At 41.1% G+C, this 15,927-nt stretch carries 18 protein-coding genes; 8 read left to right on the top strand and 10 right to left on the bottom strand.

Features of this window, described 5'->3' with window-relative positions; all coding sequences use genetic code 11:
• Nucleotide 1: 1 nt before the first annotated feature.
• The 3 genes from murG to gshB form a co-directional block, all read right to left on the bottom strand.
• The gene (murG, locus tag GBN19_RS06195) at nucleotides 2–1,099 is read right to left on the bottom strand and encodes an undecaprenyldiphospho-muramoylpentapeptide beta-N-acetylglucosaminyltransferase (protein WP_151777535.1); all 1,098 of its coding nucleotides are present in this window, start codon (nucleotides 1,097–1,099) and stop codon (nucleotides 2–4) included.
• A 162-nt stretch (nucleotides 1,100–1,261) separates the two neighbouring features.
• Entirely contained in the window at nucleotides 1,262–2,371 is a 1,110-nt protein-coding gene (locus GBN19_RS06190) for a phytanoyl-CoA dioxygenase family protein (protein WP_215903480.1), read from the bottom strand.
• Between the two features lie 25 nt (nucleotides 2,372–2,396).
• The gene (gene gshB, locus GBN19_RS06185; RefSeq protein WP_151777534.1) at nucleotides 2,397–3,335 is read right to left on the bottom strand and encodes a glutathione synthase; all 939 of its coding nucleotides are present in this window, start codon (nucleotides 3,333–3,335) and stop codon (nucleotides 2,397–2,399) included.
• 117 nt (nucleotides 3,336–3,452) lie between these two features.
• Here gshB and GBN19_RS06180 point away from each other — a divergent pair, with 117 nt between their 5' ends.
• Nucleotides 3,453–3,677, top strand: coding sequence for a DUF3565 domain-containing protein (locus GBN19_RS06180; protein ID WP_151777533.1), 225 nt, complete (start codon nucleotides 3,453–3,455; stop codon nucleotides 3,675–3,677).
• Here the strand turns inward: GBN19_RS06180 and GBN19_RS06175 are convergent.
• The gene (locus GBN19_RS06175; protein WP_151777532.1) at nucleotides 3,643–4,437 is read right to left on the bottom strand and encodes a hypothetical protein; all 795 of its coding nucleotides are present in this window, start codon (nucleotides 4,435–4,437) and stop codon (nucleotides 3,643–3,645) included. The two genes, GBN19_RS06180 and GBN19_RS06175, sit on opposite strands and share 35 nt — an antisense overlap.
• 73 nt (nucleotides 4,438–4,510) lie before the next feature.
• On the bottom strand, nucleotides 4,511–5,161 hold the full coding sequence (gene pyrE, locus GBN19_RS06170) for an orotate phosphoribosyltransferase (protein WP_151777531.1): 651 nt from the start codon (nucleotides 5,159–5,161) through the stop codon (nucleotides 4,511–4,513).
• 38 nt (nucleotides 5,162–5,199) lie between these two features.
• Here pyrE and GBN19_RS06165 point away from each other — a divergent pair, with 38 nt between their 5' ends.
• Nucleotides 5,200–6,021: an exodeoxyribonuclease III gene (locus GBN19_RS06165; RefSeq protein ID WP_151709616.1), complete on the top strand. Its 822-nt coding sequence runs from the start codon at nucleotides 5,200–5,202 to the stop codon at nucleotides 6,019–6,021.
• Between the two features lie 350 nt (nucleotides 6,022–6,371).
• Nucleotides 6,372–6,719 (top strand): Spx/MgsR family RNA polymerase-binding regulatory protein, encoded by a 348-nt coding sequence (locus tag GBN19_RS06160; protein WP_151777530.1) that lies wholly within the window; start codon nucleotides 6,372–6,374, stop codon nucleotides 6,717–6,719.
• A gap of 50 nt (nucleotides 6,720–6,769) precedes the next feature.
• On the opposite strand, the gene GBN19_RS06155 is transcribed toward GBN19_RS06160, so the two are convergent.
• Nucleotides 6,770–7,207 (bottom strand): DUF2147 domain-containing protein, encoded by a 438-nt coding sequence (locus GBN19_RS06155; protein WP_151777529.1) that lies wholly within the window; start codon nucleotides 7,205–7,207, stop codon nucleotides 6,770–6,772.
• A 159-nt stretch (nucleotides 7,208–7,366) separates the two neighbouring features.
• On the opposite strand from GBN19_RS06155, the gene GBN19_RS06150 reads away from it, so the two are divergent.
• The gene (locus GBN19_RS06150; RefSeq protein WP_375707856.1) at nucleotides 7,367–8,281 is read left to right on the top strand and encodes an alpha/beta hydrolase; all 915 of its coding nucleotides are present in this window, start codon (nucleotides 7,367–7,369) and stop codon (nucleotides 8,279–8,281) included.
• On the opposite strand, the gene dsbD is transcribed toward GBN19_RS06150, so the two are convergent.
• The 4 genes from dsbD to GBN19_RS06130 all read right to left on the bottom strand — a co-directional run bounded on the left by dsbD (nucleotide 8,278) and on the right by GBN19_RS06130 (nucleotide 11,916).
• Nucleotides 8,278–10,107, bottom strand: a complete 1,830-nt coding sequence (dsbD, locus tag GBN19_RS06145; protein ID WP_151777528.1) for a protein-disulfide reductase DsbD — start codon at nucleotides 10,105–10,107, stop codon at nucleotides 8,278–8,280. The two genes, GBN19_RS06150 and dsbD, sit on opposite strands and share 4 nt — an antisense overlap.
• A gap of 20 nt (nucleotides 10,108–10,127) precedes the next feature.
• On the bottom strand, nucleotides 10,128–10,895 hold the full coding sequence (locus GBN19_RS06140) for a transporter (protein WP_151777527.1): 768 nt from the start codon (nucleotides 10,893–10,895) through the stop codon (nucleotides 10,128–10,130).
• Between the two features lie 15 nt (nucleotides 10,896–10,910).
• A complete protein-coding gene (locus GBN19_RS06135; protein WP_151777526.1) occupies nucleotides 10,911–11,459 on the bottom strand; it encodes an ankyrin repeat domain-containing protein in 549 nt (182 codons plus the stop codon).
• A gap of 106 nt (nucleotides 11,460–11,565) precedes the next feature.
• Entirely contained in the window at nucleotides 11,566–11,916 is a 351-nt protein-coding gene (locus GBN19_RS06130; protein WP_151709621.1) for an HPF/RaiA family ribosome-associated protein, read from the bottom strand.
• 245 nt (nucleotides 11,917–12,161) lie between these two features.
• On the opposite strand from GBN19_RS06130, the gene puuE reads away from it, so the two are divergent.
• From puuE to GBN19_RS06110, 4 genes are all read left to right on the top strand, one after another.
• Nucleotides 12,162–13,127: an allantoinase PuuE gene (puuE, locus tag GBN19_RS06125; protein WP_151709622.1), complete on the top strand. Its 966-nt coding sequence runs from the start codon at nucleotides 12,162–12,164 to the stop codon at nucleotides 13,125–13,127.
• Between the two features lie 82 nt (nucleotides 13,128–13,209).
• Nucleotides 13,210–13,713, top strand: coding sequence for a 2-oxo-4-hydroxy-4-carboxy-5-ureidoimidazoline decarboxylase (gene uraD, locus GBN19_RS06120; protein ID WP_151777525.1), 504 nt, complete (start codon nucleotides 13,210–13,212; stop codon nucleotides 13,711–13,713).
• Nucleotides 13,710–14,033: a hydroxyisourate hydrolase gene (gene uraH, locus GBN19_RS06115; RefSeq protein WP_151709624.1), complete on the top strand. Its 324-nt coding sequence runs from the start codon at nucleotides 13,710–13,712 to the stop codon at nucleotides 14,031–14,033. The genes uraD and uraH overlap by 4 nt, the downstream gene beginning before the upstream one ends.
• A 336-nt stretch (nucleotides 14,034–14,369) precedes the next feature.
• The gene (locus tag GBN19_RS06110; protein WP_151777524.1) at nucleotides 14,370–15,662 is read left to right on the top strand and encodes a hypothetical protein; all 1,293 of its coding nucleotides are present in this window, start codon (nucleotides 14,370–14,372) and stop codon (nucleotides 15,660–15,662) included.
• Nucleotides 15,663–15,927 lie beyond the last annotated feature (265 nt).

Here is a 15,927-nt window from a genome sequence, read left to right as displayed (position 1 = left end):
ACTATAATGCTTGAATTAAGTCCACCACATGTTGGGTGGCTTCTGGTTGTGCGTGTTGACGTGCTTTAATTGCCATTTCAGACAAAAGCTGACGGTTCATCAGTGGCGTCAATAACTGTTGTAAATTTTCAGGGGTCATAGTGCTTTGCGGACAGATTTTTGCTGCACCGACACCCTCAAGGAAGCGTGCATTTGCGGTTTGATGATCATCGACTGCACTTGGCAATGGAATAAAGACGGCTGCCACACCTGCGGTTGCCACTTCGGTCACGGTCAATGCACCTGCTCGGCAGATAATCAGGTCAGCATCACTATACGCTTTTGCCATATCTTCAATAAATGGAACGACTTGAACCTTTAACTGTTCAGGTGCATTGGCATAACGGGTTTGGGTTTCAGCAAGCTGCTTTTGACCACACTGATGGGTAATATGCAACGGTACATTCAACTGTTTAAATGCCTCAGGCAATTTTTCATTGAGTGCCTGCGCTCCCAATGAACCACCCACCACTAAAATATTGAGTGGCAAATGTTCTTGCTCACGGGTCTGATAACGCCACTTCGGGGTCAAAGTATCTGTAATTTCTTTACGGACTGGGTTACCCGTGGTGACTACTTTATCTGAAGCAGGAAAGGTATTTGGAAATGCCTGACAGATTTTACTCGCCACTCGTGATAACTGCACATTAGTAAAACCTGCGACTGCATTTTGCTCATGAATCAGCACAGGAATACCCAATGCACGGGCAGCCAAGCCACCTGGCCCTGCGACATAACCGCCAAAGCCTGCAACTACATCTACTTTCTGCTGTTTCATAAAACGCATTGCTGCCAGTGTTGCGCCTAAAATTTTAAAAGGCGCGACCAGTTTGCGTAGCAAACCATTACCACGCACACCCTGAATATCAATCTGATAAATCGGAATGTTTTGGTCTTTCAATAAACGGTTTTCCATGCCTGCAGGCGTCGCCAACCATGACACCTGATGACCTTGTTCTTGTAATAATTTTGCGACGGCTAATGCTGGGAAAACATGTCCACCCGTACCCGCAGCCATCATCATAATGTGTTTAGATTTTTGTGATTGAGAATTGGTCACTGTCAAATACTTCGGCTGTGCAAGTTACATAAATTTCTAGGCTTATTTTAATCATAAAGTCATATTGGCGTGAATGATTTTCACGTCATTTAAACAAATATTGATTAATTAAAGTGATGCTGATCTTGTTCTAACACATTAGTTGTTGAATCTACAGACAAGTTATTTTTTTCGGAGCACGACAGGGTCGGTGGCATATTTTTTCCCGACATCACGCCACGGGCTTTTTTGTTGAAATTTTTCTTCCAAATAATCGAGACCTTTCCAATACCAAGGAACCAAACGATGTCTAATCATTGGCAATGCAGTTGGGTCTAAACCTGTCCACGGTAAAAACGGATTACGACGTGCATACGCCCAAAGTTCAATGCGGGTTGATGGGCGTACACTTTTACCACGTGCATGAAAACCATAGGTATCTGCAACCACCAAAGTATTGGCTTTTACTGCAAATGCCTGTGGTTGTTGATACCCAAGAGCCTCAAGTTCTTCAGGTTGAATTCGAAATGATCCTCGGCGAGTCAGGATTTCAGTTTTGGCATGAATACTCAAAGATTTTTGATACTCCCATGCCAAGCGCTGATCATTGACACAATGTGAACCTGCGACATACACAAAAGGTCCCTCATCTTCAGCCACATCTTCTAAAAATAGCCAAGCCTTAACGCTCGAATGAAAGGTGTCACTATGCAAATTGGTCTGAGGGTCAGGAAGTGCATGACAAACATGGGAAAAAATCATCTGTAAATAGTAGACAGGTTGGAGCTTAAAACTGCCCACATAGTTCAATAAATTTTGCCAATTTGAACTTGCCAATAATTGAGCAGTCACAGGCAATTGTTTTAACGCCTGTTGATCGAGTGCCATACGCCGAGTGACGGTATCGCCCTGTAACGTTTCTCGGGTTTGTAATGGTGTTGCCAATAACTCAGCTTTTAAGGCTTGAAATTTGGCATCATCTAAAAAATTTTCTTTGAGAATAAAGCCATTTTTCTCAAACTGTGCAACATCTTCAACCGCAAGATGAACTGCCAATTTTTCACGGCGTTTTGCAGCCATTTCAGCGGCTTTTTGAACTCGATAGCGGTGCAGACCCAGTTCATTGAATACAGGATTGCCAAGCAGAGTGTTTTTTTCAAAAGATTTGGCTGATGTAAATAATGTCATGCTATCAAGCAAGGTTTGTTTTGGATGCTGTTGTAATAACTGCTTAAATTCATTGAGCGCACGCTGTGTACGCTCTTGTTGTAAGAATTTTTTAATTTTTTTCATAGTTCAGCATCAGGACAAGGGCAAATTAACGCCCTTGTTCTAACACATCAAATAATGTATCGGCAATAGACGTGCCAAACTGATGATCAATTTCACGAATACAGGTTGGACTCGTCACATTGATCTCAGTCACATAATTCCCAATCACGTCGAGTCCGACAAAGACTAAACCTTTTTCACGCAAGAATGGCCCAACCTTTTCAGCGATACGTTTGTCATTTTCAGTTAGAGGACGAGCTTCACCCAAGCCACCCGCCGCCAAGTTGCCACGAACCTCTCCATTTTGTGGAATACGTGCCAAGCAATATGGAATCGGCTCACCATTAATCATCAAAATACGTTTATCTCCTTCGACAATTTCAGGAATGTAGCGCTGTGCCATAATCGGTTGCTGACCATTCTGAGTCAGGATCTCAAGCGTCGAACCAATATTCACACCATCTTGGAATAAACGGAAAATCCCCATTCCTCCCATACCATCCAGTGGTTTAACGATGACATCGCCATGCTCACGAATAAATTCACGGATTAAACTTTGTTGTGAAGTCACCAAAGTCGGCACTTGAAGCTTTGGGAACTGAGTAGCAAATAGTTTTTCATTACAATCACGCAGCGACTGCGGCTTGTTGATGATCCATGCACCTTCACGCTCTGCCTGTTCCAAAATATACGTGGTATAGACAAAGTTCATATCAAACGGTGGATCTTTACGCATCAAGATAACATCGTAATCTGCCAATGATTGTTTTTGTTTTTCACCCAGCTCGTAATAATGCTGATAATCTTCAAACACTTTCAATGGTGAAATGAGACCACAGGCTTTGCCCTGATCGATATACAAATCTTGTTGTAAAGCATATCCCAATTCATGACCACGACGGCTTGCCGCCCATAGCATTGCCATGGTTGAATCTTTTTTCAGATTGACATTTTCGATGGGATCCATCACAACCAATACGCGCATGATTTTTTACTCTTGCTATTTTTTGATGAGAAAAAGTATAACGGAGATTGTGGCTGTCTTTTTCTGAATTTCAGTAAAGTGTCATATATTATTTGCAAGAAAATAAAGGATGAACTCATGCAGCAGGCGATTATTGGGTTTCACTTAGATGAAGAACAACACTGGGTTGCCGATTTAACCTGTGGACATACGCAACATGTCAGGCATACCCCACCTTGGCAAAACCGCCCTTGGGTCATGACTATGCAAGGGCGTCAGGAGAAGTTGGGTATGATGCTTGAGTGTAAAAAGTGTGATGTGGAAACCACTATTTATTCTGTTTACGAATATCATGAATCGTAGGCTGTTTGATTAATTTTTTAAATTTGTAGATCTTATCTATTTTTTCTAATCGTTGATCACGCTCTCGCCTCATCTTTATTTTATGCAGTTCTCTCTGTAATTCAAACTCAGTCCATTCACTTTTTTCTTGGTCAAACTTCTTTTCAAAAAACAAATAATATTTCCTTAGATTTTGATTAATATCATGAATATCTTTTTGCATTTTTTCCAATGCATCAGGCACAGACTCTTCGAACGATTTTCCTAATTTATAAGTATCTCCAAGTTCAGATGCATCTATTACATATTCACGAGAAAATTTTTTACCATTCAAATCATTAAATTCTACTCTTGCGACTAAAATGGTATTAAAAAAATCATCCGTCGTTATTCCTTTTTCACCACCCTGATAAAAATTCAAATACCTTGTATTTTTATAGTCTAAAGATGCTAAATAACTGATTCCTTCTTTCATAAATTTAGAATTATTGAATATATCTATAATTCGTTGAGCCACTTGTATAGATTCTTGATGTAACGATGGATGAGGTCTCAAATTAATCTTGAGATCAAAAGCTCCCCCCTGACCTGTATTTGTTATTTTTAAACGCAAAAGGCTAATATGATGACCCACTGTTTCCAATTTAACATCAATAAATGGATCTGTTTGAGCTTTTCTCAACTCTCTATTTTCTTTCCATCCTAAAAATGTAGCAATGGAGGCAACACTTGCTGCAATTGCTGAAAAACCTGCAATTGTTAAATTCCAATCAATATTCATTTTTCTTTTTAATAAAAATAAAGCTCTATCATGGATAGAGCTTTAATCAAAAATCAATCAATAATTCTGATTATCAAATACCGTATTTCTCACGATACGCCTGCATATTGGCTAAGGCTTCTTTCTCACCTTTGGCATCCAGATAATCCATCAAATCTTTCATGGTAATCAATGCATATACAGGAATCTCAAGTTCTTTTTGCACTTCCTGAATCGCAGACAATTCACCCTGACCACGTTCCTGACGGTCTAATGCCACCAACACGCCCGCAATGCTTGCACCTGCATTTTTCAAAATGGTGACGACTTCACGAATCGCAGTACCTGCGGTAATCACATCATCAATGATCCAGACTTTTTTGCCTTCTACTGCTGCACCAACCAAAACACCACCTTCGCCATGATCTTTGGCTTCCTTACGGTTAAAACCCCAAGGTACACTTTTACCATGCACTTGCGACAATGCCACTGCTGTTGCCGCAACAAAAGGAATGCCTTTGTACGCAGGGCCAAAAATTACTTCGACATTGTCAGATTGAACCAATTGATCGGCATAGCCTTGAGCAAGCAATGACAATGCTTCACCATCATTTAACAAACCTGCATTAAAAAAATAAGGGCTAACACGACCCGATTTTAAAGTAAACTCACCAAACTTCAGCACACCTCGTGATAAAGCAAGGTCAATAAAAGCCTGTGGGTTAAATTGAGACGGCGTTGTCATGAGAGCTCCAAATTCAGATATTGAGGTAAGACTTGAGCATGATACCAAAGGATCACTATCCAAGTGAGGCAAAAATTCTACGTGTAGTCTCAATTAACGTAAATGGACTACGTTCTTCCGTGACCAAAGGTCTACTCGACTGGTTAGAACAGTCCGATGCCGATGTCGTTTGCATGCAGGAAAGTCGTATTACCCATGCCCAATGGACAGATAAATTTAGACCTGAAGGCTGGCATACGCATCTGTTTCCTGCTGAGCGTGCGGGCTATGCAGGTACGGCGATCTATAGCCGCCTGCCATTTATTTCGGTGAAAGATGGCTTAGGCTTTGAACTTGCAGACTCACAAGGGCGCTTTATTTGTGCCGAGTTTGATTTAGGCTTGGAACAGCCTGTACATATTGCCTCTTTGTATCTTCCATCAGGTTCTTCAGGTGATGAAGCACAAGCCCGTAAAGATCACTTTTTAGATGAATACAAAAAAATCCTAAAACAATGGCGCGATGAAAACAAATCAATCATTGTCTGTGGGGATTACAACATTGTGCATAAGCGCATTGATATTAAAAACTGGTCAGGTAATCAAAAAGCCTCTGGCTGTTTACCCCATGAGCGTGCTTGGCTTGATCATATTTATGATGATTTGGGCTATGTCGATACCTTCCGCGTAGTTCGCCCTGAAGCTGAACTCTACTCTTGGTGGTCAAACCGAGGACAAGCACGTGCAAAAAACGTCGGTTGGCGCATTGACTACCAAGCGTGTTCACCTGACTGGAAAACCCGTGCAATCAATGCATGGGTGTATAAAGATCAGTGGTTTAGTGACCATGCGCCAGTGATTATTGACTACCAGTTGGCATAATTTGTGAACATATGTTCACTAAACCGCTAAAAATAGCTTACATCCATTGTCGTCTAAATTGCTTTTTTCTGACACGTATTTGTAGCATTATAGCTGCACGGCACAGGGACATGTCAGGATGACAGCAAAAGGATAGGAAGCCGTAGGATGAAAGTAAAAACAAACTAAATTATTTAGATTGTTTTTCAAGGATGTGACATCGGACGTTGTAAATGAGACCCGCATAATCAGGATGATCTAATGCGGGTTTTCTCTATTTGGAAGACCCTTTTTCCCTTTCAAGATAATCATAGCCGAACAAATATTTTTTAGTTAAGCTCATTCGTCATAACTATAGATGAGTGATGAATATGCTGAAAATCTACGGCATCAAAAATTGTAATTCCATGAAAAAAGCCTTTGACCTGCTGAACGAGTTAGGCTTGAGCTATGAGTTCCATGACTATAAAAAACAAGGCATTGATGCAACAACAGTAAAGCATTGGCTTGACACCTGCGGGCAAGACCTGATTCTTAATAAAAAAGGCACCACTTGGCGCAAATTCAGTGAAGCCGAACAACAACATGCGCTAAGCAGTGAAGCCAGTTTAATCGAAGCTCTCACCACTCACACCAGCCTGATTAAGCGCCCTGTTCTTGCAACAACTCAAGGCTTGATTGTTGGATTTGACGAAGCTGCATATCGTCATCTAGTTTAAGTATAAAAAAGCCTAGAATTATCTAGGCTTTACTTTCCTCAGTATCCATTTTAATGGACGCGATTCCATGTCTGGTTACGCCCAAGCGCTGAAAAACCGAGGTAGCCACGAATTTTTAACTGCTTTCCGCCATTAATCAATTCGCCTTTTAAGCTGTAAGTTTTACCGTTTTTAGGATCAAGAATTGAGCCATTGTCATATTCATTGCCACCTACATTTTTTAGACCACGAACAATCGTTACACCACGTAATGATTTGTTTTTATAAGGGCCATTACATTGGGTACAGGCATTTTCCTCACCCGCTGTCAGCACTTTTTGAATGCTTGCAGACAACGTTCCATTTTTTTGCTCAGTAAACACAACCAATGCTTTGGGTTTATTGGTTGCATCATCAACAGTTTGCCAAACCGTACCATTGAGCGGGTCTGCTGCATGTGCAGCAATTGCAGCGCCAAATAGCCCCAAGGCAAGTAGCATCTTTTTCATTATTTCTTCCCTAGTCTTCTGTAAGATTGCCGATCTTCAGTATTCAAAATACATAACAAATTTGCAATTTTTCAGTGTGACCGTTTAGTGTAGCCTTGTAACAATATCTACAAGATCTTCGTATATTGCGCTGTTATTTCTCAAAATGGAACTTGAAGCATGTTGAAATCAATGTGGAAAAAACTAGTTGTTGAGTCTTTACTCAAAAATGGTTTACGCACGCCAAGTCAATGGAATATTCCAACCTCAACCTTACGTTTTTCACTCGAAAAAATCTGTAAAATTTTTCCTAAAAATACCCAAGATCTACATTTTGAACATGATCAACTCGCTGGACTGCCAGTAGAAAAAATTAGCCCAAACAATTCTGCCGGACATGTTATTTTGTTTATTCATGGCGGCTTATTTATGTTAGGTTCACAGCACTCTTACCGTGCGCTGATGTGTAGTTTAGTACAACGAACTCAGCTTCCTGTCATTCATATCGACTATCCTTTAGCGCCTGAACAACCGTTTCCTGCGGCATTTGACGCGTTGTATCAAGCCTATCATGCACTGCTCAATCAGGGCGTAGCTGCAGACCATATTATTTTGGCTGGCGACTGTGCAGGTGCAAATCTTGCCTTGAGTTTAAATTTACGCTTGCTCCGTGAAAATGCACCACAGCCCTGTGGTCTTGTGCTCATGTCACCCTTACTTGACCTGACGCTGAGCAGTGAATCACTACGTTTTAATCAACAACATGATGCTTTACTGTCACTGACACTGATTGAAAATGCGATCCAACACTATATTGCACCCCATACCGATCGTGATGACCCTCGAGTTTCCCCTTTATTTGATCAATTGCAAGGCTTACCAAAAACCTTGGTTCAGGTCGGAAGTAAAGCCTTATTACTCGATGATGCACAACGCTTTAGGGCACAGGCAAAAAAAGCAGGTGTTGAGGTTGAATTCAAGCTCTATACAGGGATGTGGCATAACTTTTTTATGTTTGATGCTTGGTTTGACGAAAGCAAGCAAGCCCTTGCGGACTTGGCTGCATTTGTTCATCATCTCAAATCAAACAACTAAGGTTTGAGTTGCTGGACATGTGCCAATAGCTCGGCTGTTTTAAACTCACCTGTTAGACGTAAACCACGTTGCTCTTGATGCTGCTGATTTAAGAAAAGATAAGTCGGCGGCCCTAAAATATCCCACTGCTTGAGCAAAGCCTGATGTGAAGCATCGTACTGGCTGAGATCGAGTTTAATCAGGTAATACGCTGCAAGCGCTTGCTGAACTTCTGCTTGTGGCAAGATGTGATGTTCAATTGGCTGACAGGCAACACACCAATCTGCATAAATATCGACAATAATTGCCTTTCCTTGAGGTGCTTGATCAAGCAATTTTTGAAATTCTGCGGCTGTTTTGGCAATATGCCACTGGTTTTTTGGCGTTGTTTGAACTGTACTGGAAACTTGCCATCCTTGATATTGTTGATAAGCATATGCAGGTACAAGACTCAGCAACAACACAGCATATAGCCATTTTAAGCCACGCGCATGTCGAGCAATGCCATACAACAAATAAGCGCTAAAGCTCAAAATCAGCAGAATATTCAGCCATTGCCACGCACCAATCTGCACAATTGGTCGAATAAAGTAAACGGCCAAGCCTAACATGATAAATGCAAAGATGACCTTTACCTGTATCATCCACAGACCTGCTTTCGGCAAAGCTTTAGCACCTAACAAGCTCACCAACAGCATGGGAATGCCCATACCAAAGCCCAAACTAAACAGCAAAATTGCCCCATGCCACTGATTTTGAGTTTGCGAAATAAACAGCAATGCCCCTGCAAGCGGTGCTGTCATACAAGGTCCCACCAATAAGGCAGAAATAATGCCCATAAGAGCAGCACCCAGCAATGAGCCACCTTTTTGCACGGACTGAGCCTGATCTAAGCGCTGTGTCCAACGATGTGGTAACTTGATTTCAAACAATCCAAACAAATTTAAGGCAAAAATCACAAACAGCACACTAAATGCCATGAGGATGCTAGGTTGCTGTAACCAGCGCTGAAAGCCTAAACCAAAAGATGACGCTATCATGCCCAGTACGGCATAGACTGAAGCCATACTGCTAACAAAAACCAGTGCGATACTCCATGCTTTTAGCCCCTTATGCTCTCGTATCAATAAAGACGATAAAATTGGGATCATCGGCAAGGAACATGGTGTAAATGCCAACAAAATACCTAAGCCCAAGAACAGTAACAGACCATATCCAAACGAATGCTGACTCAAGCGCTGAGACCAAACCTCATCATCGGCACTTGCTGCCATTTGTGGATCTGATGCTGTGCCTGAATGATCTGTAGATGTTGTTCTTAAAGCATCATTCTGATTCAACAACTGAGGTTGAGATTGTTGTTGAGACAGTTCAAGTAAACTCGTGCTTTGGTTTTGCACTTGATCCTGTACGCTGAGCAAACCATCTGCGTCTGTACGTATCGTGATATTTTGGGGTGGATAACATAAACGGTCTTTGGCACAACCTTGCCATGTCACTCGATAACTTTGGTTGGGCTTGGTCGCAATCGTAAAAGCAACCTGATTAAAATAAACCAGACTTTTGCCAAAATTGTCATCGTGTTGTGAAATTGCCGCAGGCAATTGAAGTGAAACAGACTGAGCGTTTTGTTGTACCGTAAATTTTTGTTGGTATAAATAATAGTTCGGCTGAATTTTCCAAGACAACTGTGCTTGATGATCTGAAATTGATTCGGCTGAAAACTGAAATGCCTGCTCTACAGGCAATAGCTCATCTGCATGAGCAAATACAGGGAAAGAGGCGATAAACAAAAGGCAATATTGTATAAACCAAAATATCGCCTTTCTTTGCGTGTGCAGTCGCATGGGCACATCTGCTCATTGGTTTAGAACAGGTAGGATACGCCAAAACCACCCGTATAGTCAGGTACGTCACCGCTCAAACCGACACCAATACTGGCATCAAATTGTGTGCGATTGTTAAGACTATAAACTAAGCCTGTTGCCAATGAGGTCTGATCGGCTTGCCCCTCTTGTTTACGATAAACAAACTCAGAAAAACCTGACCATTTACCAACAATTTGATAGCTCAAGGTCGGCACTGCCGTCCATGACCAATGACCATCTTCTAGCTCATAAAACATCGTCATACTGGTATTCAGAAGTTCGTTTTGTTGATACGCCACGGTTGAACCAATGGTATAACGATCATGATCTTCACTAAAACCTTGATTGCCTGTTGCAAAAGAGACTTGACCTAAAACAGCCATGGTCATTTTGTCATCTTGTAGATCAATGGCTTTTTTCACACCAACAGACACATCGCCTAAACCATGATCATTGACTTTTTGTCCTGCATGGCGAATTTGCGTCCATGCTGGACCATCCCAGCCGAGTTGCAATTCCATACTGTCGGTCAGACCTGTACGAAATAACATATCCGTCTGAACAGTCGTGGTTTTTTCATACCCCTCATCTGTTCCTTGTTTGCTATAAGATACGCTCGGTAAACTTTGTTCCCATGCAAGTTGGCCAACAGGGGTAATCCCTGTACCAAACCCCGTACCTAGGCGGTCAAAAGAAAATTCAGCTGCAAGACTATGCATACTCACTGCTGAAGCCAGTGCGAATGCCGTGGGTTGCCATAGTTTCATAAATATTCTCAAGGATTAAGCATTGGTTAATTCTTTTGTCATTTTTGCGCCATGCTCACGCAGTAACTGTAAAGTTTGCTTTTGCTCAGGCAAGGTTTCTGACCAGTCAATTTCATCATAATCACATTCAAAAAATAACTGGCTGATTGATGATAACACGGTCAAATCTTCATCATCCAATGTATTTGGATTGACTTTTTCATCGAGTAAACGCTGAACTGCAGGTACGCAGGCTGCACTTGCAGCATCCCAAAGTGGGCCGTAAAACTCTTCTGCATCCCATAAATGGACATTGGCTTTGGCTTGGATCAATGCATCTAAAATATCAAGATGGACTTGTAAAGCCTGTTGTTTTTCTTGCTCTGTTAATGTCTGACCTGCTTCATAGGCATCGCATACGATTTCCCACCACTGAAATAAACCATCACAAGCAATTGAAATTGGCATGCCTTTTTCAGGATCAGTAAAATTTGGATCAAGCCCTTGCTCTAACACGGCTTTAACCTGAGCAAAATCCAGTTGTTCAATGGCATCAATCAAAGCATGTTGTGATGTCGTTAGCATGAAGTCTTCTCAAATGATGATGTTCTGTACAGCAGTGTATCAAGAAACCGATCTTGAAAGACAATAAAAAAAGCTCCCGAAGGAGCTTTTCTAGAAGTGCTTAAAATTAAGCTTCATCTTCAATAATTTCGAGTGGTTTAGCACGAGGATTGTCTTTTTTCTCAATCACATGTTCTAAACTACGTTTTAAGCGCTCAATTGCACCATGAATAGCTGCATCAATATTGCCTGCTTTATGAGACACTGCGATTGGTTTAAATCCTGCTGGACGCGCTTCAATCATACAGCGTAAGTCGTCATCTCCGCCTTTATCACCATTTTCATCACTCAAATGTACTGAAAAATGGGTAATACGTTCACTGTGACGTTGAAATTCATTCGTAAGTTCTGCACGTATATAACCAATTAAACGTTCACTATTTTGAATATTTTTATCTGTGCGGATTTCAATGTTCATAATTCATCCTCTTTCTTTCATCGATCTGCTGTATGCAAAACAAAAAACCATCCATGTATATGCACCTAAAACCCATGTGCATAATGGTTAAAAGTTCTTCGATTTATCAGCGATTAGACTGCTTTCACCAAAGATATTGTCACCATTTTTGCATATTATTTCGGTGTCCTTATACCTCAAATATCAGGCTATACTCAAAAATATGCAAGTATATTTTGCAAAAAACGATCAAAAGGAAACCAACCGTGACAACTTCTTACTTACGTGGTCAAGCACTCATTGATTCTATTCGTTCTCAGCCCTATTCACGTGACCTGATTGGCTATCATGGGCAACCTCCGCATGCCAACTGGCCACATCAAGCCAAAATTGCGGTGCAATTTGTTCTCAACTATGAAGAAGGCTCAGAAAATCATATTGAACATGGTGATGCAGGTTCAGAACAATTTTTGTCTGACATTATTGGTGCGGCCAGTTTTCCTGCCAAGCATATGTCGATGGACTCAATGTATGAATACGGCTCGCGAGCAGGCTTTTGGCGTATTCATGAAGAGTTTCAACGCCGTAACTTACCAATGACCATTTTTGGGGTAGGCATGGCGCTAATTCGTAATCCTTATGTGGTTGAAGCCATCAAATCAGCAGGTTATGACGTTGCATCGCATGGTCAACGCTGGATTCACTATCAGGATATGCCCATCGAATTGGAACGCCAGTATATGGATCAGGCGATCAGCGTGCTTGAAAGTCTATTCGGTGAAGCACCAATCGGTTGGTACACAGGTCGTGATAGTCCAAACACCCGTCAACTTTTGGCTGATTTCCCACAAATTCAATACGATAGCGACCACTATGGTGATGACTTACCTTTTTGGACAACGCTCACCAATGCTGAGGGTGAAAGCCGCCCACACCTGATCATTCCCTATACTTTAGAATCGAACGACATGAAGTTCTGTTCACCTGGTGGCTTCAATAGTGGCGAACAGTTCTATCAATACTTAAAAGATGCGTTTGATGTGTTGTATGCCGAAGGTGAAACTGCTCCGAAAATGCTGTCGATTGGCATGCACTGCCGCATTTTAGGTAAACCCGGTCGTTTTAAAGCACTACAGCGTTTCTTGGATTACATCCAGTCACATGAGAAGGTTTGGATTTGCCGCCGTCATGATATTGCCCAACATTGGTATCAACATCATTTTCCAAAGTAAAAAATTTAGATCGGCTCTTGCTTTTTCAGACATGAATGCACATGTTTAAATGAGTCATAGCAACAATAAACTGGATATAATTATGCAACTCTCTGAATTCAACCAACTCTCTGAGACACAAGCACAAGAATTTTTAAAACATTGTGTCCACATTTCCTCATGGATACGGGATCTCGCTGAACAGCGCCCTTATCCGAGCAAACATACCCTGATCAATGCAGCGCAAAAGCAAACTGAAACATGGACATGGCAAGACATTAAAGCGGCACTTGACACTCATCCTCGTATTGGTGAACAGAAAGCTAAAAAAGATCTATCTGCACAAGAACAGGCCTTTTCAGAAAAAGAGCAAGCATTGGTCTATCAAGATGTCGCAACTACTGATGCGCTATACGATGCCAATCTTGCTTATGAACAGAAATTTGGTTTTATTTTTCTAATTAAAGCCGTTGGACTCACTAGCATGGATATCTTAAATGCATTACAACAGCGCCTAGAAAATGATGAAGACACTGAAAAACAAGTGGTTCACCAACAACTGGCAGGCATTGCGCTACACCGTTTGGAACAAGGAATTGAGGCGTGATTAGTACCCATATTTTAGATACCCACTTAGGCAAACCTGCTGCGGCTGTCACCGTAAAATTATTTAATGCAGAAAACCACACTTTATTGGGACAAGGGCAAACCGATGCCGATGGTCGCTTGAAAGATTTTGGCTTGACCAATTTTCTTGCGGGTGAATATCAGCTTGAATATGACATTGCACCCTACTTCGCAGCAAAACAGCTCGATACTTTTTTCCCCAAAGTCTGTATTCAGTTTCATGTGAACAATCCCCAAGAACACTTCCATGTTCCACTCTTGATTAGCCCGTTTGCTTACTCAACCTATCGAGGAAGTTAAGCTCAAATAAAAAAGAAGTTTTGATCATAAGATCAAAACTTCTTTTTGGACTAAATGGTCAAGTCTGATCCATTTTTTGCACTAAATACAAGCAGAATGCTTCATAAAATATAGTTTTTCGCTGAGACTTTATGATTCAAAAGTTTAAAATCTGTTGCATAAATGGTCTCCTTGAATCATACGCCCAAGACTTCCCTCACTTTTCTGACGTTTTTCTCAACGATCTCTTTAGCATTTCATCAGTGAAACGCTGCATTTTCAAAAAAATTGTTTAAAATTGGTCAGATTTTTGCATCTTGCATGTAAACCAGTTTATTTTCTGTGGGGAAGTCTACAATGAGCAATATTCGCCTTAAAAAAGCGCTTCTATTATGTGGTATCAGCAGCTTATGCTCTTCGGTTTTTGCATTGCCATTATCGAGCGATGAAGCTTGTAAAGCGGCGAATGTTAGTGATTTCTCTCAAATGTTGAGCTGTGGGACGATTGAAGGTAGCTTACGTCTCAATTCATTCTCAACAAATCATGCCTATTTTGCCAACAATAGCCAAGATACCACCACTGCGGGTGGTTACATCAATTACAAAACTGCACGCTACAACGGTTTCCAAGCAGTAATTGGTGTTGAAGGTCAAAAGCGTCTTGCACATGGCTCAGATGATATCTCTGAACTTTCTCAAGATACGTTCGGCATTGGTGAAGCATACATCAACTGGACACAAGACAAGTTCTCTGTGACCGTGGGTAATCAAAAACTTGATCTACCATTTATGGGTGATTACTCGTTCTATCGTGTGCAACCATTCTTGTATCAAGGTATTGATATGAAATATGGCGATGCTGATAACTTCGTTCGCGCAAACTATATCAACAAATACAAAAGCTATGGCGATGACAGCTTTGCACACCGTGACCGTTACAACGATGATAGTTGGTCAAAGGCTGTAGATACTCGCCTTGACCATGTAACCAGTATTGGTCTAGGTAAAAAATTCAACTTAAATGATAAATACTTGAAAACCCAAGCATGGTTAGAAAGTTATGAAGATTCATTCAACTTGTATTATGGCGAAGCCAATCTTGGTTTTGACAAAGTTCAATGGACACCTGAAGTGAGCGTACAAGCTGCTTATGCCAATGACATTGGTGATGCACAATTTAAGCAAGCAAGTGGTAAAAAAGTCGACAGTACATCTCTTGGTGCTCAGCTTAAACTCAAACCAACCGACAAATTGACTTGGCGTCTTGCTTACGACCACGTGTTCAAGAAAGATAATGCTTGGGGTAACGGCACGTTACCAACACCATATGCACATAAAACCTCTTCTGATCCGTACTTTGCACAACCATTCTTTACCAGTACTCAAGACTTAGGTCCTGGTGATTTCTATACCACTGAGCTTTCTTCGCCATTTGGTCAAAACGCTTTTGTGGGTAGCCGTATTAGCTATACCGATTTGAGCAATACCGAAACCAATAAAGATATGTATGAAGTGATGTTCTATGGCTTCTATAACTTTACAGGTGCGTTAAAAGGTTTGAGTTTGTCTGAGTTTATTGGTTTCCAAAAACAAAAAGGCGATTCAAATGCATTCTTGCAAAACCGTTTTGGAATCACTTACAACTTCTAAGTCTCATGGTATAACGATGACTGAAGTGATCGTTATCGCCTGATCTAGTTGTTAAAAAAGATGCCTTCAAGGCCACTGCTGTCCCATAGTTTGCTTTAAATAAAAAAACCTGAGGCCTAACAGTTAAAATATGAGTGCAAACAAACACTTTAACGACCAGGATTCAGGTTTTGTCACATCAGAATACCGTATTTTATGAGCTAATTAAACCTGTTGTGCGACAGGATTTTGAACAACTTGCTAAAGTACACCATGTTGGACAGAA

Origin of the sequence: Acinetobacter brisouii (genome assembly GCF_008993995.1) — a bacterium.
GTDB lineage: Bacteria > Pseudomonadota > Gammaproteobacteria > Pseudomonadales > Moraxellaceae > Acinetobacter > Acinetobacter brisouii_A.
This window is presented reverse-complemented; position numbering and strand designations above follow the sequence as displayed.